The sequence below is a fragment of the Kordia algicida OT-1 genome (genome assembly GCF_000154725.1).
In the GTDB taxonomy this organism is placed as follows: Bacteria; Bacteroidota; Bacteroidia; order Flavobacteriales; family Flavobacteriaceae; genus Kordia; species Kordia algicida.
Window position 1 is genome coordinate 4,148,238 of record NZ_DS544873.1, and the last position, 26,269, is coordinate 4,174,506.

23 protein-coding genes and 1 pseudogene are annotated in these 26,269 nt (G+C 35.4%); 5 read left to right on the forward strand and 19 right to left on the reverse strand.

Annotation, left to right across the window (positions count from 1 at the left end):
- Nucleotides 1–2: 2 nt before the first annotated feature.
- The 5 genes from KAOT1_RS17715 to KAOT1_RS17735 all read right to left on the reverse strand — a co-directional run bounded on the left by KAOT1_RS17715 (nucleotide 3) and on the right by KAOT1_RS17735 (nucleotide 8,695).
- Nucleotides 3–392: a hypothetical protein gene (locus tag KAOT1_RS17715; protein WP_007096256.1), complete on the reverse strand. Its 390-nt coding sequence runs from the start codon at nucleotides 390–392 to the stop codon at nucleotides 3–5.
- A gap of 112 nt (nucleotides 393–504) precedes the next feature.
- A complete protein-coding gene (locus KAOT1_RS17720) occupies nucleotides 505–2,385 on the reverse strand; it encodes an OmpA family protein (RefSeq protein ID WP_007096257.1) in 1,881 nt (626 codons plus the stop codon).
- Between the two features lie 19 nt (nucleotides 2,386–2,404).
- Nucleotides 2,405–3,322: a PorP/SprF family type IX secretion system membrane protein gene (locus KAOT1_RS17725; protein ID WP_007096258.1), complete on the reverse strand. Its 918-nt coding sequence runs from the start codon at nucleotides 3,320–3,322 to the stop codon at nucleotides 2,405–2,407.
- Nucleotides 3,323–3,375: 53 nt separating this feature from the next.
- On the reverse strand, nucleotides 3,376–7,641 hold the full coding sequence (locus KAOT1_RS17730; RefSeq protein ID WP_007096259.1) for a T9SS type B sorting domain-containing protein: 4,266 nt from the start codon (nucleotides 7,639–7,641) through the stop codon (nucleotides 3,376–3,378).
- A gap of 91 nt (nucleotides 7,642–7,732) precedes the next feature.
- Entirely contained in the window at nucleotides 7,733–8,695 is a 963-nt protein-coding gene (locus KAOT1_RS17735) for an endonuclease/exonuclease/phosphatase family protein (RefSeq protein ID WP_007096260.1), read from the reverse strand.
- Nucleotides 8,696–8,779: 84 nt separating this feature from the next.
- Between KAOT1_RS17735 and hflX the strand changes: the two genes are divergently transcribed.
- From hflX to KAOT1_RS23055, 3 genes are all read left to right on the forward strand, one after another.
- Nucleotides 8,780–9,991, forward strand: a complete 1,212-nt coding sequence (hflX, locus tag KAOT1_RS17740) for a GTPase HflX (RefSeq protein WP_040559670.1) — start codon at nucleotides 8,780–8,782, stop codon at nucleotides 9,989–9,991.
- A gap of 220 nt (nucleotides 9,992–10,211) precedes the next feature.
- Nucleotides 10,212–10,367 carry a hypothetical protein gene (locus KAOT1_RS23050; RefSeq protein ID WP_007096262.1) on the forward strand — a complete coding sequence of 52 codons (156 nt, stop codon included), beginning with the start codon at nucleotides 10,212–10,214 and terminating at the stop codon, nucleotides 10,365–10,367.
- A gap of 31 nt (nucleotides 10,368–10,398) precedes the next feature.
- Nucleotides 10,399–10,572, forward strand: a complete 174-nt coding sequence (locus tag KAOT1_RS23055) for a hypothetical protein (protein ID WP_007096263.1) — start codon at nucleotides 10,399–10,401, stop codon at nucleotides 10,570–10,572.
- A gap of 86 nt (nucleotides 10,573–10,658) precedes the next feature.
- Here the strand turns inward: KAOT1_RS23055 and KAOT1_RS17745 are convergent, their stop codons facing one another.
- The 12 genes and pseudogenes from KAOT1_RS17745 to KAOT1_RS17800 all read right to left on the reverse strand — a co-directional run bounded on the left by KAOT1_RS17745 (nucleotide 10,659) and on the right by KAOT1_RS17800 (nucleotide 21,247).
- Nucleotides 10,659–10,862, reverse strand: a complete 204-nt coding sequence (locus KAOT1_RS17745; RefSeq protein WP_007096264.1) for a hypothetical protein — start codon at nucleotides 10,860–10,862, stop codon at nucleotides 10,659–10,661.
- Between the two features lie 200 nt (nucleotides 10,863–11,062).
- A complete protein-coding gene (locus tag KAOT1_RS22135; protein WP_007096265.1) occupies nucleotides 11,063–12,394 on the reverse strand; it encodes a hypothetical protein in 1,332 nt (443 codons plus the stop codon).
- A gap of 31 nt (nucleotides 12,395–12,425) precedes the next feature.
- Nucleotides 12,426–13,142 carry a response regulator transcription factor gene (locus tag KAOT1_RS17755; protein ID WP_007096266.1) on the reverse strand — a complete coding sequence of 239 codons (717 nt, stop codon included), beginning with the start codon at nucleotides 13,140–13,142 and terminating at the stop codon, nucleotides 12,426–12,428.
- Nucleotides 13,142–14,536, reverse strand: coding sequence for a sensor histidine kinase (locus KAOT1_RS17760; RefSeq protein WP_007096267.1), 1,395 nt, complete (start codon nucleotides 14,534–14,536; stop codon nucleotides 13,142–13,144). The genes KAOT1_RS17755 and KAOT1_RS17760 overlap by 1 nt, the downstream gene beginning before the upstream one ends.
- 242 nt (nucleotides 14,537–14,778) lie before the next feature.
- Nucleotides 14,779–15,717, reverse strand: coding sequence for a DUF3078 domain-containing protein (locus tag KAOT1_RS17765; protein ID WP_007096268.1), 939 nt, complete (start codon nucleotides 15,715–15,717; stop codon nucleotides 14,779–14,781).
- 106 nt (nucleotides 15,718–15,823) lie between these two features.
- Complete coding sequence (locus KAOT1_RS17770; RefSeq protein ID WP_007096269.1) at nucleotides 15,824–16,747, reverse strand: DUF3078 domain-containing protein; 924 nt, start codon at nucleotides 16,745–16,747, stop codon at nucleotides 15,824–15,826.
- Nucleotides 16,748–16,855: 108 nt separating this feature from the next.
- Nucleotides 16,856–17,371 (reverse strand): DUF2480 family protein, encoded by a 516-nt coding sequence (locus KAOT1_RS17775; protein WP_007096270.1) that lies wholly within the window; start codon nucleotides 17,369–17,371, stop codon nucleotides 16,856–16,858.
- A 4-nt stretch (nucleotides 17,372–17,375) separates the two neighbouring features.
- Complete coding sequence (locus KAOT1_RS17780) at nucleotides 17,376–17,702, reverse strand: DUF59 domain-containing protein (protein ID WP_007096271.1); 327 nt, start codon at nucleotides 17,700–17,702, stop codon at nucleotides 17,376–17,378.
- A gap of 1 nt (nucleotide 17,703) precedes the next feature.
- Nucleotides 17,704–18,126 (reverse strand): SufE family protein, encoded by a 423-nt coding sequence (locus tag KAOT1_RS17785; protein WP_007096272.1) that lies wholly within the window; start codon nucleotides 18,124–18,126, stop codon nucleotides 17,704–17,706.
- A gap of 55 nt (nucleotides 18,127–18,181) precedes the next feature.
- Nucleotides 18,182–18,640, reverse strand: coding sequence for a hypothetical protein (locus KAOT1_RS17790; protein WP_007096273.1), 459 nt, complete (start codon nucleotides 18,638–18,640; stop codon nucleotides 18,182–18,184).
- A gap of 92 nt (nucleotides 18,641–18,732) precedes the next feature.
- Nucleotides 18,733–19,773 (reverse strand): zinc metalloprotease, encoded by a 1,041-nt coding sequence (locus tag KAOT1_RS17795; protein WP_040559673.1) that lies wholly within the window; start codon nucleotides 19,771–19,773, stop codon nucleotides 18,733–18,735.
- Nucleotides 19,774–20,037: 264 nt separating this feature from the next.
- Nucleotides 20,038–21,247: pseudogene (locus tag KAOT1_RS17800) on the reverse strand (aminotransferase class V-fold PLP-dependent enzyme).
- A 253-nt stretch (nucleotides 21,248–21,500) separates the two neighbouring features.
- Here KAOT1_RS17800 and KAOT1_RS17805 point away from each other — a divergent pair.
- Complete coding sequence (locus tag KAOT1_RS17805) at nucleotides 21,501–23,984, forward strand: O-antigen ligase family protein (RefSeq protein WP_007096277.1); 2,484 nt, start codon at nucleotides 21,501–21,503, stop codon at nucleotides 23,982–23,984.
- A 55-nt stretch (nucleotides 23,985–24,039) separates the two neighbouring features.
- Here KAOT1_RS17805 and KAOT1_RS17810 read toward each other — a convergent pair whose 3' ends face one another.
- Both KAOT1_RS17810 and KAOT1_RS23060 read right to left on the reverse strand, forming a co-directional pair.
- Nucleotides 24,040–24,318 (reverse strand): class I lanthipeptide, encoded by a 279-nt coding sequence (locus tag KAOT1_RS17810; protein ID WP_007096278.1) that lies wholly within the window; start codon nucleotides 24,316–24,318, stop codon nucleotides 24,040–24,042.
- Nucleotides 24,319–24,337: 19 nt separating this feature from the next.
- A complete protein-coding gene (locus KAOT1_RS23060) occupies nucleotides 24,338–24,598 on the reverse strand; it encodes a class I lanthipeptide (protein WP_007096279.1) in 261 nt (86 codons plus the stop codon).
- Nucleotides 24,599–24,801: 203 nt separating this feature from the next.
- On the opposite strand from KAOT1_RS23060, the gene KAOT1_RS17820 reads away from it, so the two are divergent.
- Nucleotides 24,802–26,145 carry a serine hydrolase domain-containing protein gene (locus KAOT1_RS17820; protein ID WP_007096280.1) on the forward strand — a complete coding sequence of 448 codons (1,344 nt, stop codon included), beginning with the start codon at nucleotides 24,802–24,804 and terminating at the stop codon, nucleotides 26,143–26,145.
- Nucleotides 26,146–26,269 lie beyond the last annotated feature (124 nt).

The window sequence follows — 26,269 nt, forward strand, 5'->3', positions numbered from 1 at the left end:
AGTTATCCACCAACTAATGGTGTCAGTTTTACAAAGCTTACGGTTGTTGTTTTGGCTACCAACACTTCTTGTTCAAGGCTTTCTGCTTGCTGATCGTCAATAAGAACGAGATAGCCATTTTTTTGAAAGGCATCAAAAGCGATGAACGTTTGTTGCTCAATATCTATCTTTTTGCGTTTTTTAAGTTTGTAACCGTTCAGTGTTTTTTCAGATGCTGTAGGACGAATAAGACCTTTAAAGTATTCGGGAAGTTTTTTGTTGTACGCTTTAACTTCCGCAGAAACACGCGCAGTAATAATGTCTTTCACCGTTACAATTTCGTTTTCGACAGCGATTTGTATTTGATTGAGAATGTCGCCTGTTAAAGATTCATCCTTAATAGTAATCGTCATGCTATTATTTTTTATTAAACTTACTAATTTTGATTGTGGATAGAAAGTTTATTTCATAAAAAAACCTGCAACTACGGGAGTTACAGGTTTTATAATTTATAAGATAATGTACTTAGTCTTTGCTTACAATGATAAAGTCAGAACGACGGTTTTGTTGGTGTTCTTCCTCTGTACATTTGTTTCCACAGTCAATTAATGGAGAACTTTCTCCTTTTCCTTCACTGCTTAAACGAGAAGCATCTATTCCTTTAGAAATGATGTATTGTACGGTAGATTTTGCACGTCTTTCCGATAAGCGTTGATTGTATGACGCAGAACCTCTGATATCTGTATGTGTTTCCACTTTGATAACCATGTTTGGATACTTAGTCATTACATTTACTACTTTGTCTAATTCGAAAGCTGCATCTTGACGAATGTTGTGTTTGTCAAAATCAAAATAGATTGGATTTAATACAATGACATCTTCAATGATTTCTTCAATTGGAGCTAGTGGAATTTCCACCAATTTAGTTGGATCGTCTCCACTGTTTACGTCTACTTGCTGTGGAACATATCCTTGAATGGTAGCTTCCAATCTTGAAGATTTGTCACATTCTACTTTGAACGTTACTTTTCCTTCAGCATCAGTCGTTTTAGATCCTACGCTGTTTCCTTGATCGTCTGCCAATACCACATTTGCACCACTTAATGCAGCTCCTGTTTCTTTGTCAGTTACAACCACTACATAATCTACATCACAAATTGGATTGATAAGCGTAACTTCATAAATATCATCACTTCCTTTTCCACCATCACGGTTGGAAGCAACGAATCCTTTTTTAGTTTCTTCATCAAAAGTGAAAGAGAAATCGTCTGAGTTACTGTTTAATGGTGTTCCTAAGTTACGAACTGCTCCGTAAGAGTCTCCTTTTACTTTGGAAGCAAAAACGTCCAATCCTCCAATCCCTAAGTTTCCATCAGATGAGAAGTATAACGTTCCGTTGTTACTGATGTAAGGGAAAAACTCTCTACCTTCAGTATTGATGTCACCTCCTAAGTTTTCTGGTTCTCCAAAAGATCCATCATCGTTGATTGCTACTTTGTATAAATCTGACTGACCAAATCCTCCTGGCATATCTGAAGCAAAGTATAGTGTTTTACCATCAGCACTTACCGATGGATGTCCTACAGAATATTCATCATTGTTAAATGGTACAGGTTGTACATTTGTCCATTCTCCACCAGACATCTTTGCAGTGTATAGGTTTAGCGTTCCTTTACCATCTTCGTCTTTTTTGAATTTTCCATCATAATAACTTTCACGTGTAAAGTACATTGTTTTCTTATCAGGAGAGAAACTTACAGTTCCTTCATGGTATTTCGTATTGATGTCTTTAGATAATGCTTGCGCACTTGATAATTCGCCATCTCCATCATAAGAAGCCATGTAAATGTCTAAATATGGCTGATCGTTCCATCCGTACTTTCTTCCACCATCACGAGTAGAAGTGAAGTATACAATGTTTCCAGAAGCAATGGCACCAAAGTCAGAGTTTTTCGTATTGATTTCAGAGTTTTTCACTTCAAACTTTGTTACTTTCGCTAGAATTTGCGGAATGTAATTTGGGTTTTTATTGAAGGCAATGGCTCTTTTGTCATTTGGTTTAGCTGCTGCAAATTTAGACATCCATTCGTTGTGTTCTTTGTATTTTCCGTTGGCTTTTAGCATTTGGGCATATTTAAAATATACTGTTGCTTTTTTGTTTCCTTCAGAAATACTTTGTCTGTACCAACGTTCAGCATCTTCAGTTTTGAAAAGATTGTAATAACAGTTTGCGAGTTGCTCATATACATAAGCATCGGCGTCGTCAATGGCAATTTCTTCATATTCCTCAGCAGCTTTTACATATTCAAGCCTGTCATATAGCTTGTCAGCCTTTTTAGTTTTATCATTCTGAGCAAAAACGTTCGAAGTTGCTAGAATTAGAAATAATATATATAGTTTTTTCATTGTTTTTTGGCGTATTATGTTAGAAATATCTTGGCGAACGAGAAACTTTTCTTGGGAAGTATAAATCAAATAATAAGAATACTTCGTGAGAGGCACTAGCAACAGAAGAAATTTCTGAAGTTACGGCATCGTAAGCGTAACCAATACGTAATCTCGGGTTAATCGCGAAGTTGACCATTCCACTGAAAGAGTCGTCTAAACGGTATGAAGCACCAATTTCAAATTTTTCATAAAATAAGGCGTTCAAGTTCACATCAAATGACGTAGGTGCGTCAAATGCAGACTTTACTAAGAATGAAGGTTTGATTTTGGTGTTTGGACTAGCTTGGAATACATAACCACCTGTAAGGAAGTAATGTTGTACTTCCGAACCATACGCTCTACCATTTACATCTAAGTGTTTTCCTTTTAAAAAGTTAGGAACAGATAATGCTAAATAGTAATTGTCGGTATAGTAAAAAAGCCCGGCACCTAAATTAAAGGTCGTTTCATTTACGTTACTAGAGAATGCTTCATCACCTTGATCGATTAGCGTTGGATTTACTTGAGATAATAATCCGATATCGTGGAATGTTAATCCAGCTTTAATACCAAATGCTAATTTGTGTGCGCCACCTAGTTTTAGTGTATATGCGAAATCTGTGTAAGCATTTGTTTCTTTTACAGGTCCAATTTGATCTGAAATTAAAGATAAACCAAGCCCTACATTTTTACCGACAGGCGAATGCCCGAAGAACGTAAACGTTCTTGGGGCACCGTCAAATCCGGTCCATTGATTTCTGTATAATGCACCTAAAGATATTCCTTCTTTAGATCCTGCATAAGCTGGATTGATAACTGCCATATTGTACATGTACTGCGTGTACTGCGGATCTTGCTGTGCAAGCGATGGTAGTGTGAAAAGTAATATAAATAGTGCGATATATATGTTCTTCATGATATGATGTAATATTATTTTAAGAATATAGATTTTAATTTTTATGCAATGAATTATTTATTTAAATAAATCCATCCATTTTTCGATTGTCCATTTTCAAGTCTCAATACATAAAAATAAGTTCCTACAGGTAAATTATCATTATCATTTGTTTGTCCCATCCACTCGTTGGTGTATTTGAGTTTCTTGTAAATTGAACGTCCGTGAGAATTAAATATTTCTACTTCTTCAACTCTAAACGCTCGTAAGTCCCAAGTATCATTTAATCCATCTCCATTTGGAGAGATTCCTTGTGGGAAAGAACACATTGCATTTATTACTGTAAATGTTTGCATGCTAGTACATCCGTCAGCAGTTGTAATCATTACAGTGTATTCTCCATCTTCGGTTGCAATAAATTGCGATCCATCGTTGTCTATAGAAGAACCACCTGACCATTCGTATGTAACAGTTGCAGGATCGTATCCGTTATTTAATGGAGATACCGTAATGGTATATTCATCATTAATACATTCTCCTTCTAAACCAATATTTGCTGGATCAATTTGTGGCAATAGTTCTATTTGGAAATCTCCTGTTGCAAAACATCCAGTATTGTCATCTTGAATACGAACATATACTGTTCCACTAGCGCTTGTATAAGCTGCAGGATCAGCAAGCATATTTGTTCCTGCTTCTGCATCAGCCATTGATTCATAGTATGTAACTGTTACATCTGTTTGCGTTCCAATTACGTTTGCATCTTGTACTGTAAGATCATATTCTGCAATACCATCAAAGTCATCATCACAAGCTCTTAATGTTTCTGTAGCAACAACTTCAGGATTTCTCTGAACACGTACCGTTACATCGTCTGTTAAGGTTACTAAAGAACCATCAGCTAATGCATACGTTATAGATGCCGTATACGTAGTATCTTCCGTTGGAGATACAGTAATATCCGTATCGTTACTAATTACGTTTCCATCTTCATCTAACCATTCAAATGTATAGTTAGGTGTTCCGTCTGGTACAAATCGCCATAATTCTTGCGTTGTTACATCCCAAACACCATTGTTTCTTCCTGGAGGTGCATAACCTACAGTTCCACCTGCGTTTTGAATACCTACAATCGCAATACCGCCATCATTCCATGTTGGACAAACTGGCTTTTCTATTAAGATAACATCAATCACGTTAGAAGATTCGTATAAAATAATCTGTTGTGTTGTGCTTATATCATTACATCCAAAGTGAGGTACTTCAAAGAATGTTGCTTTAAATTGACGTGAAGGTGCTGTACCCACAATTGCATATTCAATGTAGTGATCGCCATCTACTCCTGGATCAATATCATGGTATGCACCGTGAATTGCGTTATCTGGAACTGCTGGCGTTGGTAATAAATCACCTGGAGCAAAGTTCCATGGACAGAAGTTTCCAGCATCTCCAGCGTTAAACGATATTAAACCGTTTGCACCAATAACTACATCTGTATATGTAGTTCCGAAGTATTCAAAGTTGAATCCTAAAGGAATTAATGAAGACCATCTATCATCTAAAGTAAGTGAAGTTGGCTGTCCAGTTAAGTTATCTGGAGGACATTGTAAGTCACTAATAGTATATGTACTTGTGTTAGATGTAATGGAACTTGCCATAAACGTAGCCGATAAATCTGTTGATGTTTCATCACACGTTTGTAATTGATCGTATCCTGCATTGATGATTCTACATGCTTGATCTGGACAGAATGCTTGTGTTTGTGGATCACTCGTTAATACACAGTTTGTATCATCAGTATCAGCTACCGTAAATACTACTGGCGTTCCATTTGGATATGGTCCAAAAGTGTATATTCCTGGATCTGTAACTACTTGTGAAGCACTTCCGAAGTCATCAAAAATTGAAATTGAATCAGCGTCACCTGTATCTGTAATTTCTACATCAACTAGGAACTGATCTCCTTCAGCACAATCTTCAACTACAGTATATGTAGCAGATGGTTTGAAACATGTTAAACATTCAGCAGTCCATTCCCAAGTAGTACCATTTCCTGCGGCACAACTTGTAAATCCATCACTGATAACTTCCATAAATAGGTTTCCACCATTAGATTCAATCACTAATCCTGTAAGGTCTCCAGCGTTATTTCCTGAGAATAATACAGGGAACGTGTTGTCTGACCCGTCATAAAAATTAATTATATCATCATCATCAACAATAGTTCCTGTCGTAAATGTAAGTCTTACAGGGAAACCTGAGTCTGATGTGAATAAGAATGTATTATCATCATTATTTGTATAACAATGCATTACATCTATTGGACCATCAGCACATACTAAGTTGAATACTTGATTAGGATCAGGTCTAGTTGTAAAGCTTTCTTCTGTACATCCTGTAGCCAATCCATTTCCGTTGTATGCTAATATTGTTACGTAATATGTAGTGTCGTAATCGGTATCTAATAAGTATGAATTTACATTTCCAACGTCAAGTCCGTTTACAACATCATTTCCACCTGGTGTAGTTCCTACTGTTAAGATATATCCTGCTGGCGAACCAATTGCAGATCCCCAGTTAATGTTTTCATCAATTTCTACGGCAGTAGCACCATCTAGAGGACTTGTCAAAGATACACAAGAAGGTGGCGCAGTAGGATCAATACATCCTACGATAAAGTCCCAAGGAGTATATCCCTGTGATTGACAGCTAAATATTCCGTCCGATTGGATTTGGAACGTGATTGTAGATCCTGAACTTTCAAAGCTAAGACCCGCTAAATCACCACCATTTCCATAACCGTTGTAAATTTCCGTTCCATCAGAATCGAAAACGATTAACTCATCCCAGTTATTTTCTACTTGACCAGCATTGAATAATAATGCAAGTGTAGAAGTTCCGTCTGAGCTTGTGTAGCTGAATGTAGTTGTATCATTGTTTGTGTAACAGAATCCTGTTACATTTAGAGGAGCAGCATTACAATCTACAGGAACGAAAGGATCGTCTCGTATGGTGAAACTTTCTTCAGGACAACCTACAGCATTACCATTAGCATTATATGGAGTAATTGTTACGTAATGTTGTGTTGAAAAAGCTAGCGTTCCTGGGTCATATGTGTTTACAAGACCTACATCAAATGCATTTAAAACATCTGTTCCTCCTGGTGTAGTACCAATAGAAACTAAATATCCTGTAGGGTTTCCGGCTGCTGTAGTCCAAGAAATATCATCTTCTTCGTTGATATCTGTAGCCCCATCAACTGGTGATGTTAGTGAAACACATCCTGGAGGTAAAGAAGGATCTACACAAGATACTGTATAATCCCAAGGCTGAATTCCTGCACTACTTACACAACTTACAGAACCATCAGAAGTTACCGTAAGGCTTAGTGAAGGACCAGATGATTCGAAAATCAATCCAGCTAAATCTCCGTTGTTTCCATAACCGTTGTATAATTCGGTTACGCCATCAGAATCGTAAATAATCAATTCATCCCAGTTGTTTTCAACGTTACCTGAGTTGAATACTATTTGTAAGGTAGAACCATCAGAACTTGCAAAATTGAAAACTTCTGTATTATTATTTTCATAACAGAAGCCAGTAACATTTACAGGTACTCCAGAAGCGCAGTCAACAACGACATTCGGATCTGGACGTGTTGTAAAGCTAGATTCTACGCAACCCGTTGCATTTCCGTTTGCATTGTAAGGAGTTACGGTTACATAAAATGTAGTGCCATACGCTAACGTTCCAGGGTCGTAGGTGTTTACAAGACCTACATCTACTGCATTTGCAATGTCATTTCCTCCTGGTGTAGTTCCAATAGTAATTAAATATCCTTGTGGTCCGCCCGTTGCAGTTCCCCAAGTAATATCTTCATTTTCATCTACATCTGTTGCTCCATCAGTTGGTGAAGTAACTATAACACATGAAGGAGGTAATGTAGTATCTACACAAGATACGGTAAAGTCCCAAGGAGTAAATCCGTTGCCTGTACAGTTTACAGAACCATCAGAAGTAATACCAATTGTAATGGTGTCTCCTGTAGATTCAAAAGATAGACCTGTTAGGTCTCCTCCTGCTCCATATCCGTTATAAATTTGTGTTGTTCCATCAGAGTCTGTGATGATAAGTTCATCCCAATTATTCTCTACTTGTCCGGCGTTGAAGATGACTGCCAGTGGAGATCCGTCACTACTTGTGTAAGTGAAGGAAGTTGTATCATTATTTCCATAACAGAAACCTGTGTTATTTACAGGTCCCACAGCGCAGTCTACTGTTTGAGAATATGATAACGCACTGAAAAAGGTCACCATGATCAACAAGGTAATTTTTTTCATAAAAAAGTTGGTTAATAGTTAGTAGCCCTAAAAATAGTAAAAAAATACAAACTTAACTTTACTTTAACACTTTAGTTGTAAAAAATAAAGTTTACCTGTTGAATTTTAATCGTATGTATACAGGGAAATGATCGCTGTAACCACCTAAATATCTTCTACCTGCATAAGTGCGGAATGGATTGCCTTTGTACTTTCCTTTCCATTGTGTTAAAAAGTGTTCGTCAAAAATAGCTGCGGAAGCAAAACTATGCGTGCCTTTTTTATAATCGAAAAAGTTGGTGGTAAAAATAATTTGATCGAATAGATTCCATTCTCCTCTATAGTTAAGACTACCTTTATAGATAGTCAATAGTTTTTCCATCGGATTGTACAAATCAGTATCCATTAAATAGTTCTGAATACTTTCGCTAGTAGGATCGTCATTAAAATCACCCATTATAATAATATGTGGATCGTTTTCTTCTGTTTGAATGTAATTTATTTTCTCACGAACAGTTTTTGCTGCTTCAATACGTTTGTATGCCGTTTCAGCAGCACCGTCTCTACGGGATGACCAATGATTGACAAATACATGAATTGGTTCGTTGTTTAAGAGTCCTTTTACATATAAAGTATCTCGGGTAAAATCACGATTTCCTTCTTCATTATATATAAGGATAGGAATTGATTCTGAATGAACGACTTCAAAATGTTCTTTTTGATACAACAAACCTACGTCAATACCGCGTTCGTCAGGTGAGTTGTAATGCACAAAATCATAATTGTATTCTTGCAGTTGTTTAGAGTCGACAAGATCCTGCATAACCGTTTTATTTTCAACCTCAGCAACACCTACAAGCACAGGTGCGTTTTTTGTGTCTTCTGGACCCAAACTTGAAATGGCAGAACCTAGTTTGTAAATTTTCTTATCATAACGTTTTGGAGTCCAATTACGATCCGATTCTGGTAAAAAATCATTATCTAAAACATACTTATCATCTTCGGTGTCAAATAAATTTTCAAGATTGTAAAATGCTATTGTATGATATTTGTGTATCGTGTCTTTTTTCTCCATAAGTGCTATAAAAGTCTGTTTATACATATAAAAGTAGTAAAATCAAGAAAGGAAATGTGTAACTTTGTGTTTTTAATTTTATTTATGCTAGAAAAGAAAACCATCGCATACGAGCGAGCCGTACTTATAGGAGTGATTACTAAAGATCAAGATGAAGCCAAATCAAAAGAGTATTTGGATGAGCTTGAATTTTTAACATACACCGCAGGCGGCGAAGTTGTAAAGCGTTTCACGCAGAAGATTGATGTTCCGAACCCGAAAACATTCATAGGAACAGGAAAAATGGACGAGGTAGAGCAATTTGTAAAGTCGAATGATATTGGATCAGTGATTTTTGATGATGAATTATCTCCTTCACAACAAAAAAATATAGAACGTTTGCTAAAGTGTAAGATTATTGATAGAACCGGATTAATTCTAGACATTTTTGCACAACGCGCCAAAACAAGTTATGCACGAACACAAGTAGAATTGGCGCAATACCAATACTTATTACCACGATTGACAGGTTTGTGGACACACTTGGAACGTCAACGAGGTGGAATTGGAATGCGTGGACCTGGAGAAACGGAAATTGAGACCGATAGACGTATTGTACGTGATAAAATTGCGTTGCTACGAAAAAAGATGGTAACGATTGACAAACAAATGGCTGTACAACGTGGAAATAGAGGCGCGCTTATTCGTGTAGCATTGGTAGGATATACCAACGTTGGGAAATCTACGCTGATGAATGTAATTAGTAAAAGTGAAGTATTTGCAGAAAATAAACTATTTGCTACGCTTGATACAACTGTGCGCAAAGTAGTTATTGGAAATCTTCCTTTTTTGTTGAGTGATACCGTAGGATTCATCCGAAAGTTACCGACACAATTGGTCGATTCGTTCAAAAGTACTTTAGATGAAGTTCGTGAAGCCGATTTGTTATTGCACGTCGTAGATATTTCTCATCCAAATTTTGAAGATCACATAGCTTCTGTAAATCAGATTTTAAGCGAAATAAAAAGTGGCGATAAACCAACAGTCATGGTTTTTAATAAAATTGATGCATATACGCATGAAACCATAGATAGTGATGATTTGGTTACTGAAAAAACCAAAGCACATTACACGCTTGATGACTGGAAAAAAACGTGGATGAATTCTTCTGCGGAAGATGTATTGTTCATTTCTGCGCTCAATAAAGAAAATTTAGACGAATTTAAGCGCAAAGTATATACTGTTGTACGCGAAATACATGTAACACGCTTTCCATACAACAATTTCCTTTATCCAGATTACGAGGATTTACAATAGTTTTTCATATTGAGAAAGGAGATCATTGCAAGTATCTCCTTTTTTGCTTACATTTATTACAACGTAAAAGCCATATTTCTGTGCTTTTTCGTTTGTATAGCATATTCCCTTACTTTTTTAAGCAGTTGCAATACGGTTTTTTCTCTCAGAAAATATACCGTACACAATTACGTGGAATCCGAAAAACGTACGAGTAGGAGCAACTTAATAATTCATTAATATGAAAAGAAGTTTAAAAAAACTTTCATTGAACAAAAAAGCCGTTTCAAATTTAACCGAAAAAATTAAAGGAGGTTTGCAAAGAGCTGGAGACAGTTTTCCAACAAACGATCCTACAGCAAACACAGGATGTTTTGACTGTTCAGTGACTTACTAATAATAACAAACCAAAACTAAAATTTTATAAAATGAAAAAAAACTTAAGAAAATTAGCACTCAATAAAAAATCAGTTTCAAACTTATCAGAAAAAGTAAAAGGTGGTTTTCAAAGACAAGATGATGATACTTCAGATACATACACAACTGGACCAACAGGACCAACAGCGATGACATTGTGTTTTATCTGCCCAGGACAACGATAGTCTGCTTAAAAATCATTAAAATTTTACAAGTATAAAAAAGGTGCTGTCTGAAAGAATTTGCTTTTTCAGACAGCTTTTTTTAAATCTTATTTGGAATTACACGTTGGAAATTCTGTTTGTGTAGCACATGGAAACTTAATGCTTACGGCATTACATGTAGGAAACTCTGTTTGTGTAGCGCAAGGATTGTCAACGCTTGCTTCTCCTTTTCCTCCTTGTACAAATGTAAAGTTCAAATTAGAAATTTCTCTTTTTCTTAAAGATAAGTTTTTGATGTTCTGTTTTTTCATAATGTTTAAAAGTTTTTGATTTTTAATTATAGTTTGTAAAGCAAAAACAACAGTATAGATATGACAAGAAAAGTACTTGTCAATTTATAAAACAAAAACAACATAACTTTGTCTTAGATCAATTTGTGTCAGTAGTTTATGTTGAAATATGAGCTTTTTATAGGCGTGTAAAAACAAGAAGCGTTCAATTTATAAAACAATCAATCTTCCTCAATCCAAGTACCTACAATTCCTTTTTTTCCTAAACTATAACCCAATCGGTAGCTTCCCGCTTTTTTCATTTCAATATATTTTCCTGGCGAAGGAATAATTCCGTTATCGCGCAAAATAGCATTGTACGCTGCTACTTTATCAGTTGCCAAACGTTGCCCGTTTTGTGTAACTGAACTTCCATCAATAGCCAATTTCACAGCTTCATCTGTAGAAGCAATGTAGCCTTTTTTGTGCAAGTCATTGAATACTTTTTTAATCTTAGCATTTAAGCCAATCACAACAATATTATTTCCTTTTTTATAAAAAGAAAAGTCTGCATTTGATTGTATTCCTGCGTTGCGAAACATTGTATTGTACTTACGTCTTTGTGCTTCTGTCAATTCGGTTCCGTTGGCGTACATACGGTCTTTTTCATTGGTAAACGTTACTTCAGAAGTAGAGGTAATTAGCTTGTCTTTAAGTAAAGAAGTCAGTAGGTTTTCTTGAACTTCTGGCCAAATCCAATTAAGATTTGCCCCAGAAGGAGTTGTGGTATATACTGTTTTTGGGTCGTCTAATAAGCGTTTTATATAAGAGCTCACGCCACCTTTGTGACGTGCTTTTTCTTCAATTCTTTTTGCTTCTCTTTCCAATCTTTTTGCTTCAAGTTCCACACGTTTTGCATCTCGCTCTATGCGTTTTGCTTCAAGTTTCAATTGGTCTTTTTTTCGTGCTTCCATACGTTTTGCGCGTTCTATCTCACGCTTTGCTCTTTCTTCTGCGCGTGCAGCTTGTCGTTCATACTGTCTTTCCAAACGTGCGGCTTCGCGCTTCATACGTTCAGCTTCCACACGAATACGATCTGCTTCTCGCTGAACGCGTTCTCTTTCAATATTTACAGAACTTCCCGAGATGATAATTTTAGCATCTTCTCCTAAATTTTTAAATTTCTCTATCAAATCAGGAGAAGCTACATTTAAATCTAAAGAGATACGCAAATTTTTCTTTGTTAGTTTTATGTCATACACTTTTTCGTCGTTGCTCCATTTAGAATATCCTTTTCCGATATCCATATTTTTTCCGCCAAGCGTATTTTCAATTAAATTCTTAAGCTTTTCATACCTGTTTTTTGGAAAACGCGCACGTAACTTATAATCGTCTTCAGTATAACTGATAGAAATTGACGTTTTCTCATTACTGTTGTTGCTACTGCTACTATATGTGGATGACGAACTTGAGCTAGAACTTGTTGACGGCGGCGTTGGTGGTAATGGTGGTTCTTGTGCATGAATTAGTTGAACTAAAAATATGCTGATAATGGTGATGATTAAATTTTTCATTTTGATGTTGTTTTTTTGATGAATGACTACATTAATTTTCGATGATTTTAAAAGTCAATCCAACGCCACGCGTGCTCTCTATGGCAATATTTGGATCTTTCTTAAAATATTTTCGGAGTCGGCTTATGAATACATCCATGCTTCTTCCCGAAAAGAAATCATCTGTTCCCCAAACATTTTCAAGAACGTCTTCTCGTTTTATCATTTGGTTTTTGTGATCGTAGAAATACTGAATCAATTGCGCTTCTTTCTCAGTAATTCGTTGTGTTTCTCCATTGAGTTTCAATTGATAGTTTACCGTGTCAAAAACATACGCTCCGATACTAAATTCTTGTTCGTTTTTTGATGAAATGATTATTTTTTTTGTTCGTTTCAGTATGTTTTGCAAGCGTAATACCAAAATATCTGCTTCAAATGGTTTGACGATATAATCGTCGGCTCCGAGTTTTAATCCTCGTATTTTATCTTCTTTCATCTTCTTGGCTGTCAAAAAGATAAAAGGTACTTCTGGGTTGTGTTGAATCACTTTTTCTGCCAAGGAAAAACCATCTAATTTTGGCATCATCACGTCAAATACACAAATGTCAAACGCATTTTCATGTTGGTGTTCGTCTGCGGTAAAAAACTCAAAAGCTTCTTGTCCGTTTTTTGCCCAAATCACTTCAAACTGATGAATCATTAAGTATTGTTTTAAAATACTTCCAAAATCATAATCGTCTTCTGCGAGTAAAACTTTTGTGTGTTGCATTAGTTTATTGGTATTGTGATGATAAACGTGGTTCCTTTTTCTAATTCGCTTTGCACGGTAATTTCTCCTTGATGTGCATTTACAATTTGGCTTGTATAATACAATCCGAGTCCGAGTCCTTTTACATTGTGAACATTTCCGTGACTGACTCTGTAAAATTTTTCAAAAATTTGTGACTGATCTTCTGCTGCAATTCCTTGTCCGTTGTCACTAATGTTGATGATATATTCGTTGCCTTTTAGCGATGTTTCTATGATAATTTCTGTTTGATCGTTTCCGTATTTCACCGCATTTTCCAAAATATTGAAAACTGCTGTTGTAAAGTGAAAGGTGTCAATACGCAATAATACTTCTTGCGAACACACATTGTTTATAATGCTCAATTCGCGTTGTTGTGTTGATAGTTTAAAATCGGCAATCAAATCATTAAAAAATTCATTGTCAACTACGGCGTCTTTCGACAATACAATGTCGTTGGCGCTTAAACTATTGGTCAATACTTGATCGATGAGTTTTTGCAAACGAGTATTCTGTCGGTCTACAATATTTAACGTATGATCGAACGCTTCCGCAGAATTACGAATTTCCTTGTTTTTCAAGCTTTTTGAAGCGACACTCAAAGTTGCCAATGGTGTTTTTAATTCGTGTGTAATATTGTTGATGAAATCTGTTTTGATCTCTGTTATTTTCTTCTGATTGATTAAAGTTTTAATAGAATAATAGAGCAATCCAACTACAAATAAAAATAACAATACTGAGAAAATAAGTAGTGTTGCCATACGACGAAATACAATACTTTTCCAATCGGTAATTAAGATAACATCGCGTGTTTTTAGTTCAACATCAACGGTTTTGGTAAACACACTGTCGTTTTCTTGTGCTACAAAATCAAACTCCGTAAACGTACGTGAACTTTTGACTACGTGCGAATTTTTGTCTTGAAAATCTTCTCCTAAAATAATTCCGTTTTGCTGTGATGGTAATGGGAAAATTGTATCATTTTCTTGTCCGTCATACACCACAATGCTTGTTACTTCTCGCTTGTAGCGAATTTTATATCCTAAGTTAATCGCTTTGAGTTCTTTATTGTAACGCTTCATGTAAGCAGGATTGACACTGTCGCCTTTTATGCGTAAGTTTCTAATTACCTCAGCTTTTGTAATGCGTTTATTTTGATAATCGCCCAAATTGATACGCAAATCTTCGCCAAGAACATCTACCAACGAATCTAATTCTGGATGATTGTCAATATCAGAAATCGCATCGTCTGTTTCTTGTATAAATGCGCGCTTCTTTAATTGATAAGCATTTTCTACTAAATATGCTTGAATCGCTGATAAGGCAATTAAGGTTGCAATAGAAGCAATAATTAGTATGGTGATTTTGTTTTTCATTTGGTGATTGTTGGTTTGCGGTTGACTGTTTTTGCAGTTTCAACAATTCAAAAGTAGGCAATCAGTCATTTGTAGCCATAAAAAACACCATCGTTAACCGATCATTAACCTAAAAAGCATTGGAAATGCCTATATTTGCTGAGGTTTTGATTTTACGTTAATGGAACGCTGTAGAAAGTTAACAAAGAGAATTAACGGAGTTATTAACTCAAATTTATATCTGTACAGAAAGATTTTTTTTGCTAGAATCCATAATTGACGCCCAAACCAAGTACTTCACGAGTTTGAAATCCTTTAAAAGCATTATCATCATAAATCGTTTGAAAGTTGATGTTGGTAGAAAGGTATTTATTAATCGTCATCACTAAGTTTATATTATAATCAACATCTATATTTTCTGGATTTTCTAAATAATTAGAATAAAGATTCAAAATGTTTTCCATCACAATATTATCAAACAATGTAAATTTGTAATAGCCAGAAGCATACATGCCAATTTCGTAACGAATGCTTTCTCCTTCAGGAACACCAAAATATTCTTCATTTGGTAACGTAAAATCATCATCAACGATTGTTACTTTAGATGTCCCTGGAGCAATATTGAACTTTAAATCAGCATGCTTTTTCCACAAAACTCCAGGACCAAACGAAAGATATGCTGGTGAAAAAGCGTCTGTATTTTTCATACGAATTTCTTTTCCGTTTTCATCCGTGTCAAATCGAAAACCAGAAGTCATTTGTGTTCTAAAATTTAAAAACCCTGAATAAAACCAATGATTTTGCCCTTTTTTTCCAATTACAGAATTTAGTTCAAAACGATCGTCTGTTTTTCGAGTAAATTCACTATTTCTGGTTTGTGTGAGTCCGTAAGCCACTAGAACGCGCGTGTCCCAATCCCATTCCTCTTGGTGGTAATGCAAATCATAATTTAGCCCTAAAGTACCAGAAATACTATTTTCTCCACCAGCAGCCCAATTGGAAAACGCAGCTTGGTTAAAGAGGAAAGAAACTTTTCCATTAGATCGCCAACCTTTTGGAATGGTATCTTTTACAGGAGTTTTAGGTTTTTTGATGGTTGCCGATTTTTGTAGTGCTGCTTTTATGGCAGTCATGTTTTTTACTCCTTGCGCAGTAACAAGTGTGCTTATACATAATAGGCAAAGCGTCAATGCATGTTTCATAGGTTGGCTGGTTTTTAAAATAGAAAAACTTTCATCAAAAATTATACCAAACAAAAATAAAAAAGCGCTCCGATTTGGAACGCTTTCTAGATAAAATTTTATTTTTTTAGAAGTTGTAGCTCATACCAATTGTCCAATACGACTGTAATTTGTTGTCTACATTGTCAAATGTTGTACCTGCGTTTCCTTGAGCAAGGTTGAAGTTTACCGCTTCTTGCTTGTTTTGTCTTAAACCAAAGTCAAAACCAACACCAATCATTTTCCATAATGTATAGCTGAATGAGTTGGTCCATGTCCAGTTTGAATAATCGCTACTTTTGTAGCTTTGAAACATAGACAAGTTTGTTTTAAAGTTGATAGCACCAATACTTCTTGTATAGTCAGCAACGATTTTTGCTCCTAAAGAAGATTCAAATACCGTATCATTATCACTAAATACAAAATTGTAGTTTAAAGGATGAATTACTACGACTAAGTTTTTAATTGGCGTCCAAGTTCCACCGACACCAAGGTCTAAATATCCAGGATCATTAAAGTTACTTAAAAGTGTAGTTCTGTATTCTGCCAATCCAGAGATTGCGAATTTCTCACTTAATTTACGTCCGTATAAAGAACTAATGTTAAAAACATCTGTAGCTTCTCTAAATTTATCGCTATCAGTTGGATCGTCTTTGTCATCAAGCTTTACCCAAGCTAAGTTTACATTCAAACTATTGTTCCAGAAAAATTTCTCTTGGTTTAAGTTCGCAAAAGCATTTACGGTAAATCCAATATTTCCTGAGGAGTTGTTTGGAGTTCCTTGCGCGTACCAATTGTTGAATTCAGAAAGGCTTCCACCAATAGTACCAAATGCTCCTTTTCTCCATCCTGGAAGCGCGTCAATTTCTGCTTGTATAGCATTTGCTTCTGCTTGTAATGCATCTGCAGCAGCTTGTTTTTCTGCTTTTTTAGCTTGTAATTCTTCTTTTGTTTGCGCATTCATGGAAGTAATTCCTATACATAATGCGATTGCAAATACGATTTTTCTCATGATTGTTTATTTTAGGTTTTTGCGGTGGCAAATATACGTGTTGCCTATCAGTTCACAAAAATAGGACGAAATATTTAAATGATTGATTTATAAGTGTTTGAAAATTTTTTAACGCAGTCTTTTCTTTTTGTAGAGTGGAACAGCGGAGCAAGCTTCTCCATACATAATGCTTTTGGCAACGCCTTGTAGTTTTACTGTCATCATCGCGTATGCATTGTCTGGTATGGGTTTGTTGGTACAACCTTTTATAATGACTGATTTGTTTAAGAATTCAGAAACGTCCAATTGGTCAATGATATTTTGGTAAATAGCCGTTTCCAAATTGTCTAAAGTGCCAATTATTACTTTTTCGACAAATGGTGCTAAATGTACGCTTAATAACATGTATGCCCACGCAGGCACAATAGCATCTGTCGAACAGGAAAGTGCCACATAATGTCCTTGATGTTGTGACCAATCATATTCGGAGACATGTTTTCTAAATTCTTTTTCGCGAAGAATCAATCCTTGCATCAACCAATCTGAAATATCAAACAATACACGTTCACCAGAAGGATAATAATCTTCTAAGTCAAAAGTAATTAGTTTGCTTTGCGCAACTCTGTTGATAATTTCGTCTGCCATGATTTTATAGTAAGCCTAATTCTAATTTTGCTTCTTCACTCATTAAATCTTTATCCCAAGGTGGATCAAAAGTAATTTCAACGGTTGCGTTGTTGACTTCTTTGAGCGATTTTACTTTTTCTTCTATTTCTAGCGGAAGCGTTTCTGCTACTGGACAATTTGGTGAAGTGAGTGTCATTAAAATTTTCACATCGGAATTTTCATTGACAAAAACATCATAAATTAATCCGAGTTCGTATATGTCTACCGGAATTTCTGGATCGTAGATGGTTTTTAAAACGCGTACTATTTTTTCGCCTAAAGCGTCTGTATCTATTGTGATTTCTGACATGTTAATTGAGTTGAGTTTGATACGCTACTGCGTATAATTTTAATTGTTTAATCATACTGACCAATCCGTTGGCTCTTGTTGGTGATAAATGTTCTTTTAAACCAATTTCATCAATAAAATCTGTATTTGCTTCAATTATTGCAGCAGGATGTTGGTTGGAGAAAGCACGAATTAAGATGGCAATAATTCCTTTGGTAATAATAGCATCACTATCTGCCGTAAAAACTACTTTATCATCTTTCATTTCTCCATGAACCCACACTTTACTTTGACAACCTTTGATGAGGTTTTCATCTTTTTTCAGACTTTCATCGATAAGTGGTAATGATTTTCCAAGGTCAATCATGTATTCATAGCGTTGCATCCAATCATCAAACATGCTAAATTCGTCTACTATTTCGTCTTGTATCTCTTGTATCGTCATTTTTATACGTTCTTGGTGTATAATTCTTTAATTAGACGCAAAAATACAACAACTATTACGGTTTATCAACTGCATTTGCCATTGCTTGAATTTTATTTACCAAAGCTGTCAATTCTTTTGGCGGATTTCCATGTCCGAATTCAATATTTCGTACGATGTTTTCTTTGTAATTGATGGTTAATGTCGCTGGAATTACGGCATCTCGCCCAAGATCATCAGGATTTACATAATTACTTTTCAGTTTTTCAGCGTCAATCTTATCGAGTAGTTGTACAATTTCATTCCAATCTTCCGAAGACATATCTTGTTGTACAGAAACTTTTCCACCTCTTACATTTGTATAAGATAATTGTGCTTTAGATAGTTTGATGTCTTGATAAAATCCACGTGAAGACGCTTTGTACTGAATAGATATATCGTCTTGTGCATTTTTGATGGTTTCCTTGTTGGAATCAGCATCATTACAACCTTTTGTAAACAGTGTGACAGCAAATAAGCAAAGTAAGAATTTCATGTGTCGTAATTTTTAAATTTGGTTATATAATAATACAAAAAAAGACGCCAATTTTGGCGTCTTTTCTATATTTAATTTAGCACTTTCTATATTTAGTTTACGAGGCTAGCTCTTGCTCCTCCTGAAACTAAAACTCCACGCATTCTAGATTTTTGTCCTGCACTAAACATATTCATACAAGCATCATCAGTATAATCCATATAGTTCATTGTCATGTCTGTAGAACGACAATTTGTTGTTGGAAATGATGGGCATCCATAGTTTGGTGCATCAGACTTTGGTGTGTCAGCAACAAAATCGTCTCTGTTACATCTTCCGTCTCCCCAAATGTGACGTAAGTTTAAGTAGTGTCCAACTTCGTGAGTTGTTGTTCTTCCTCCGTTAAATGGAGCAGCTACATAACCTGTAGTTCCGAAAAACTGTGGTCCAACTACAATACCATCTGTTGCTGAGTTTCCTCCAGGGAATTGTGCGTATCCTAAAATTCCTCCACCGATGTTACAAACCCAAATATTCATGTGAGTTGAAGGTGTTACAGGTGGATATGTAGATTTTACTAAGTCATTCGTTCCCCAAGAAGTTCTTGAATTGGCATGTCTGAATGTTCCCGCCAAGCTGAATTGAATTTCAGTATCTGCAGCTACACCAGAAAATAAAGAAGGTGTTTGGTTAGCATCACTGTTAGATCTTCTAAAGTCATCATTCAATACTGCCATTTGCGAATTAATCTGTGCATCGCTGATGTTTTCATTATTATTACTGTATACAACATGTACGTACACAGGAATAGTTACAACTCCCATAGTGTCTCCTGGTGGTTCTGGATCACCACCGCCGCCATTGTTTCCGCCGCCATTTCCATTTCCTGGTTTTTTAGCTAAGGTTCTTTGTCGGTATTTTTTTTCAATATCAAACATTCTGTCAAATAATTCAGAATCTTTGTCAAGTTGCGCATTCAACTTTTGCATTGTAAAACATCCGCCTGCTACTTTTTCACTGTTATCAGTGTATAAGTAAAAGTCGCTCATGTCAACTCCTTGCGCATCTGTTACGTTTGTATCTGCAGTCTGGTCGTCACTACAAGATACCATCATCGCACCTACAGCGATCATGCTCATAAAAAGTTTTTTCATAATTAATTATTAAGTTTATTTCGGGTTAATAATGCGCAAATGTACTTTTTTTTAAATATTTATCACTTTTTTAACGTATTTATTAGATAAACAACATTTTAATCGCAACTTTGTTGCAAATATAACAAAGTTGTGATTAAAGGGTTACAAGTGAAGAATAGGCTGTTGATCGATGAAATACACTTATGCTTTTTAATACAATAGCAAAAAAAAGAATCGACCAATGGGTCGATTCTATAGATGAACAGTGTTTTTGAAACGTTTTTAAGAAAGCATCATTTTTGCTTTTTTGATTGCTTCTATAAAAACATCAATTTCTTCTTTGGTATTGTAAAACGAAAATGAAGCTCTAACCGTTCCCGGGATTTTATAGAAATCCATGATAGGTTGTGCGCAGTGATGACCTGTACGAACGGCGATTCCAAGTTTGTCTACAATTGTACCAATATCATACGGATGAATGTTTTCAATATTAAACGAAATCACGGCAGTTTTATCACCAGTTCCATAAATCGTAACATCGCCAATTGCCAATAATTTTTCGGTAGCATATTCCAACAATTCGTTTTCATACGTTGCAATAGCTTCAAATCCGATGGCATTCATATAATCGAGTGCCGCTCCAAAAGCAATCACTCCACAAATATTTGGTGTTCCCGCTTCAAATTTGTGTGGCAAACCTGCATACGTTGTTTTTTCAAACGTCACTTGATCTATCATTTCGCCGCCACCTTTGTATGGAGGTAGTTTATTGAGCCAATTTTCTTTCCATACATAATCCAACACCAGTTGGTCCGCAAATTTTATGTGCCGAAGCTACATAAAAGTCTACATCTAGTGCTTGAACATCTGCTTTGATATGTGGAGAAGCTTGTGCGCCATCAATCAATACGGCAGCGTTTACTTCATGTGCTTTTTCAATGATAAATTCAATCGGATTAATCACGCCAAGTGCATTTGATACGTGATTACAAAAGACCAATTTCGTGTTTTCATTTAGTAAAGAAACATAGGTTTCCATGTCTAACTGTCCGCTTTCAAACATCGGAATGACTTTTAAAACAGCTCCGGTATGTTCGCACAACATTTGCCAAGGAACAATATTTGAATGATGTTCCAGCGCAGAAACGATAATTTCATCACCTTCTTTCAATAAAGAAGCAAAACCATTAGCCACCAAATTAATACTGTCTGTTGTGCCTGAAGTCAGAATCATTTCATACGGTTTTGCCGCATTAAAATGTTGCTGAATTTTGATACGTGCTTCTTCATACGCATCTGTCGCTTCCTGACTCAAGGTATGCACGCCGCGATGTATATTTGCATTGTAGCGTGAATAATAATCTACAATACAGTCAATTACTTGCTGTGGCGTTTGCGAAGTTGCCGCATTATCGAAGTATATTAGAGGTTTTCCATTTACTTCTCGGTTGAGAATTGGAAAGTCTTTACGTATCTTTTGAATATCTAGCATAAGTTCTTTTTCTAACATTACAAAGGTACTAACTATTCTTAGATTCTGTCGTCACTTTTACAGGGAAATCAGTTGTATTTATAACTCAATTTTTTGCCTTTAATCGGGTTTCTGAAATTCTTTCAAAAGACAATATCGCAGAATTCAAGATTTTTCTCGTAATTTGTTTACCTAGCAATACAAGAATAGTCGTTTATATTTGCTTGACTTACACTTGTAAAATTGTTATTTTTCTTGACATAAAACCAGATCAATGCCAAAAAATAAACCCGAAAAGAAAACTATTTCAAAAAAGAATCAGTTACCGAATCAACTTATTGTTGCCCATTTTTTCCTCTTTTTATATTTACTTTCTTGCTTGGTGCCTTTGCTAAATGCGATGGATTATGACGCGCCACAATGGTTGTATATTTCTTTACTCAACGTTGCTGCTTTGGTATTTATTTATAAAAACAATGCCTTTTTTCAAGCTTTTCAACTACAAAAGAAAGCCAAGCTATACTTAGGTTTGCTCACAGGATTCTTTGCTGTCGCTTGTTTGTCGATGATAACGGCAATTAACGCAAGTGAAAGTTTGGTGCATTTGGCACGTTTTGTCAATGTAATTGTGGCATTTTTTTGTTTGTATATTTTCATCAGAAAAGATCCGAAAGCCTTTTTAAACTTCATTAGCAAACTTTCCATTTTTGTAGTGACTTTTTATAGTTTTCGGGCAATTAATTTCTTTTTAAGCAACAATAACATATCAAGATCTAACGAACTTATCATAGGATTTCAACACGGTTTTTCAAACATCAATATTTACAGTGCGTTTTTAGTCATTCAATTGCCTTTGTTGATGTATGGTTTTTTATTCTTTGAAAAAATCTGGAAATATGCCGCAGGAATTGTCACTTATATGGTGATTTTAGCATTGCTGTTTGCAGGAACACGAACGGCGGTTTTATCATTAGTGGTCATTTTTATTTGTACAATAAGTTTTATGATTTACGGAATTGTCAAACATTCAGAAACAGTGAAACTGAAAAAAGAAGCATTAATTTTAGGAATAGCTCCATTTTTACTCATCTTTTTAGTGTTGAATGTAAACCGAATTGATAAAGGTTCGATGAACTCTATTGATGATCTTTTAAATACCAAAAACCTTGATTTTTACGGCGGAAGAAAATCTGTAAAAAATAATTATTCCAACGAAAAAACAATGATGCCAATCAACTTAAAAGTCAATAAAGCTTCTCGAACAAGTTCAGGGCGTTTTTCTTTGTGGGAACTCGCATTTAGAAACTTTAAAAAGAACCCAATACTTGGTGTCGGTTATGGAAATTACAAAGCTGTTGGAAAAAGCGAACATTATAAAAATTATGCCAATAGTAGAGGTGCTTTTGCCAATCCGAGACGTGCGCATAGTGACTTTATGGAAAAACTTGCCGAAACAGGAATTGTCGGTTTTCTATTGTATGTTTCCTTGTTTGTGGTGCCGTTTCTATGGTTTGTCGGTTTGTTGCGCCGTGAAAAAGACTATAAAAAACAGTTTATGTATGTCACCATTTTTCTAGTGGCAGTTGGCTACACGTTGGATGCATTGCTCAACTTTCCGCTTGAGCGACCGCCAATTCAGCTATATTTTATAGTTGCAGTTGGTTTTATGTTGGCTTTCGCCAGAAAAGACACTGCATCAGAAGAAAATGAATTTAATAAAAAACGAAACTTAGTATTATTTGGTGTGTTATTTTTATTCAGTTTTGCAAGTATTGCTTCCAATTATGCAGTATTAAAAGCATATCAATTGCAACGTGACATGCGAACAGATTTGGCAGGGAAAACACTTTTTAGTGATGAAAAACTGAAAAATAATTATGAAAGTATCAAACAACAATGGCGCAAATATCCACAATTAAGTTACGTAGGAACGGTTAATAATGTGTATTTGGCAAACTACGCGATCAAAGCGAAAAAATATGATGAAGCTTTGGAAATTTTAAATCGTTCAAAATCATACAATACAGATGCTTTGTTGGTTAATGCATTCAAAGCAGAAATCTTCCTCAATGCCAAAGAAAATTTAGACAGCGCAAAGTATTATTCAGGAAAGGTTTTTGATATTTATCCAGGATTTAAAACGAATTATTACATGCTAAAAAGTATCTACAAAAAACAAAAAGATACCGTAGGTTTGTTACGTGTGATGAATCGGTATACCAAATACAATTACAGAGATGTCAACGAATGGAAAACGAAAGCCAATACAATTTACGACTTTACAAAAGACAGTGAGGCAATGCTAAAAGTGCTCGATACTGGATTGGCGTACAATTCCTATAGTGGAAAATTGATTGCTGCCAAACAAGAAGTTTTAGGAAAGCTAAAATTCAAATCGTTCCTAAGTAAAGATGAAGTAAAGGCAAAACATCAAGAAGCGTATGATTACTTTGTGAAACAACAATATCCGCAAGCGAAAAAGATTTTTGAAGAAATTCTTAAGACAAATCCAAGAGATTATCTGTCAATCCAAAACATTGGAATTATTGAGTTGATTAATAAAAATTACGAAGAAGCTATCAAAAATCTATCGTTAGTCATCAACGCGCAAGCCTTTAAAGATGGAAAAGCAGAATACAGTCGCGGTTATTGCTACGAACAATTGGGAGAATTTGAAAAAGCGAAAAAAGATTACAGCGACAGTAGAGCCAAAAAATATCCGCAAGCAATGGCGCTTCCAGAATCAAAATACAAATAAAAAAAGAAGCTGCTTTTTACGGCAGCTTCCAAACTGTAGTTTTATAACGTTGTTTTTAGAAACAACCCAAAGCTGTCTGACAACCATCAACTAACGATCCGCCGCAGCCAGGACCTGCAATTGTTTGCAGTGTTGTTGTAGGACTTTGACAATCTCTGATGTTTAATGTTTTACAATTAAAAGCTAATGTCGGACAATTAAAGTTAGTCGGACAAAATAATGAAGGACACGCTAGGCTTACAATTGTTCCTCCATTCGCTTGATTACTTTCTAAATTTGACACTACTTTCTTGTTTAATGTCAGTTTCTTGATACTCTTTTTATTTTTTTTCATGATTTAAAAATTTAATAGGTTAATAAGGACACGCAAAAGTGTCGGTTGGACAGGCAACTGAAGGACAGTCTAATGTTTCAATTGGGCAAACTCTTGTGTCAATTGGACAAAGTCTGGTATCAATCGGACAAACTAAGGTGTCAATAGGACAAACCCATACTGTGTTAATTGGGCAAATCTGTGAGACAATTGTTCCACCGTTTGCTTGTTGCCCTTCAAGGTTCGACACTACTTTCTTGTTTAATGAAAGCTTTTTCAAACTTTTCTTCTTTTTTTTCATGGTTGTTAAGTTTTTAAAAAGGTTATTATTTTTTACCGTTACGTAACAGTCTTACAAAGTTCAACGATATTTATGGTTTCATAAACAGCTTTATGTATACTTCTTGTAGGTGTTTTTCCTGTTTTTTGATGAGGAAAAACACCATCAAAAACCAATGAACTAATTTTCATTTTAATATATTTGAATGTCTAAAATTATACACGATGAAAAAAGTTTTAAAAATAACGCTCATTATCATTGCTATTCTAGCCATTGTGGTAGCTTTTAATTATTCTCGATTGAATATTATTTCAGGATATTCTGCCAAAAACATGAGTTCTTCTGTTTTTGTTGCTGGGAGAACTGTGGCTTTTACAGATAGTACCGATAATAATTTTGGACCTGTTAATATTGCGGAAGATGTCGTAGACGAAAAACAAAAAGTGGCAACGGCTTCTGTATATGGTTTGATGGAGCGCAAAGCCGTATGGCGAAAAGGTTTGGGAAGTGTTTTAATTGATGATGATTACGATATAAAACAAGAAACACCAGTTCCAAATCGTACTAAAATAGCTCGCATGACACCGTATCCGTACGGAAATATGAAACAAAAAGACACTACTTTTGCCAATGTTGATTATTCTAAAATAAAAAATGCAGTCAACTACGCTTTTGCCAAAGAACAAGGCGAAGACATTAAAAAAACACGTGCTGTTTTAATTTTATACAAAGACCAAATTATTGCAGAACAATATGCAGACGGATTGAACAAAGATTCGAAGTTGTTAGGTTGGTCAATGACTAAAAGCTTGGTAAGCACGATGTATGGTGTGTTGCAATATCAAGGTAAAATTAATGTTTGGGACAAAGCACCGATCGATGCATGGAAAAATGACGAACGTAGCGCGATTACCATTCATAATTTATTACAAATGAATAGCGGATTGGAATGGGAAGAAGATTACAGTAAAATTTCAGATGTAACTAAAATGTTATTCCTTGAAAAAGACATGACCAAACCGCAAATAGAAAAATCGTTGGTAGGAAAACCAAACGAGACTTGGTATTATTCTTCAGGGACTTCCAATTTACTATCTGGAATCTTGCGAAAGCAGTTTAAAAGACATCAAGATTATTTAGATTTTCCTTACCGTGAATTTATTGATAAAATTGGCATGCATTCGATGTTGATTGAGGCAGATATGGTTGGAAATTATGTTGGATCTTCTTATTCGTGGGCAACGCCGCGCGATTGGGCAAAATTTGGAACTTTGTATTTACACAGAGGCGATTGGAACGGTACCCGTATTTTTGATGATTCTTGGGTAGACTATATCACCAAACCAACACCAACGTCAAATGGTCGTTATGGTGCGCATTTTTGGCTTAACGATGGCGGATTCCTTCCTGATGTGCCAAAAGACATGTATTCTGCAAATGGCTATCAAGGACAACGCGTATATATCATTCCTTCAAAAAATTTGGTGGTTGTCCGTTTTGGATTAGCTGCTGGCGAAGCGATTGACTTCAATACATTTCTAAGTGAAATTTGTGAAGCAATTGAGTAAAAAATACCTGCTGTAACTACAGTATTAATACCATACCAAGCGAGCTGTACTTTGTGTTTCTACGTAAATTGCAGCTCTTTTTATATGTGCAAAAACCGTAACCCAATCATTTTCTAAAGACGGG

Excerpts from the sequence above, each read along its gene's own strand:
- KAOT1_RS17715 (WP_007096256.1), bottom strand. The coding sequence starts at position 392 with ATGACGATTACTATTAAGGATGAATCTTTAACAGGCGACATTCTCAAT.
- KAOT1_RS17720 (WP_007096257.1), bottom strand. The coding sequence starts at position 2,385 with ATGAAAAAACTATATATATTATTTCTAATTCTAGCAACTTCGAACGTT.
- KAOT1_RS17725 (WP_007096258.1), bottom strand. The coding sequence starts at position 3,322 with ATGAAGAACATATATATCGCACTATTTATATTACTTTTCACACTACCA.
- KAOT1_RS17730 (WP_007096259.1), bottom strand. The coding sequence starts at position 7,641 with ATGAAAAAAATTACCTTGTTGATCATGGTGACCTTTTTCAGTGCGTTA.
- KAOT1_RS17735 (WP_007096260.1), bottom strand. The coding sequence starts at position 8,695 with ATGGAGAAAAAAGACACGATACACAAATATCATACAATAGCATTTTAC.
- hflX (WP_040559670.1), top strand. The coding sequence starts at position 8,780 with ATGCTAGAAAAGAAAACCATCGCATACGAGCGAGCCGTACTTATAGGA.
- KAOT1_RS23050 (WP_007096262.1), top strand. The coding sequence starts at position 10,212 with ATGAAAAGAAGTTTAAAAAAACTTTCATTGAACAAAAAAGCCGTTTCA.
- KAOT1_RS23055 (WP_007096263.1), top strand. The coding sequence starts at position 10,399 with ATGAAAAAAAACTTAAGAAAATTAGCACTCAATAAAAAATCAGTTTCA.
- KAOT1_RS17745 (WP_007096264.1), bottom strand. The coding sequence starts at position 10,862 with ATGAAAAAACAGAACATCAAAAACTTATCTTTAAGAAAAAGAGAAATT.
- KAOT1_RS22135 (WP_007096265.1), bottom strand. The coding sequence starts at position 12,394 with ATGAAAAATTTAATCATCACCATTATCAGCATATTTTTAGTTCAACTA.
- KAOT1_RS17755 (WP_007096266.1), bottom strand. The coding sequence starts at position 13,142 with ATGCAACACACAAAAGTTTTACTCGCAGAAGACGATTATGATTTTGGA.
- KAOT1_RS17760 (WP_007096267.1), bottom strand. The coding sequence starts at position 14,536 with ATGAAAAACAAAATCACCATACTAATTATTGCTTCTATTGCAACCTTA.
- KAOT1_RS17765 (WP_007096268.1), bottom strand. The coding sequence starts at position 15,717 with ATGAAACATGCATTGACGCTTTGCCTATTATGTATAAGCACACTTGTT.
- KAOT1_RS17770 (WP_007096269.1), bottom strand. The coding sequence starts at position 16,747 with ATGAGAAAAATCGTATTTGCAATCGCATTATGTATAGGAATTACTTCC.
- KAOT1_RS17775 (WP_007096270.1), bottom strand. The coding sequence starts at position 17,371 with ATGGCAGACGAAATTATCAACAGAGTTGCGCAAAGCAAACTAATTACT.
- KAOT1_RS17780 (WP_007096271.1), bottom strand. The coding sequence starts at position 17,702 with ATGTCAGAAATCACAATAGATACAGACGCTTTAGGCGAAAAAATAGTA.
- KAOT1_RS17785 (WP_007096272.1), bottom strand. The coding sequence starts at position 18,126 with ATGACGATACAAGAGATACAAGACGAAATAGTAGACGAATTTAGCATG.
- KAOT1_RS17790 (WP_007096273.1), bottom strand. The coding sequence starts at position 18,640 with ATGAAATTCTTACTTTGCTTATTTGCTGTCACACTGTTTACAAAAGGT.
- KAOT1_RS17795 (WP_040559673.1), bottom strand. The coding sequence starts at position 19,773 with ATGAAAAAACTTTTTATGAGCATGATCGCTGTAGGTGCGATGATGGTA.
- KAOT1_RS17805 (WP_007096277.1), top strand. The coding sequence starts at position 21,501 with ATGCCAAAAAATAAACCCGAAAAGAAAACTATTTCAAAAAAGAATCAG.
- KAOT1_RS17810 (WP_007096278.1), bottom strand. The coding sequence starts at position 24,318 with ATGAAAAAAAATAAAAAGAGTATCAAGAAACTGACATTAAACAAGAAA.
- KAOT1_RS23060 (WP_007096279.1), bottom strand. The coding sequence starts at position 24,598 with ATGAAAAAAAAGAAGAAAAGTTTGAAAAAGCTTTCATTAAACAAGAAA.
- KAOT1_RS17820 (WP_007096280.1), top strand. The coding sequence starts at position 24,802 with ATGAAAAAAGTTTTAAAAATAACGCTCATTATCATTGCTATTCTAGCC.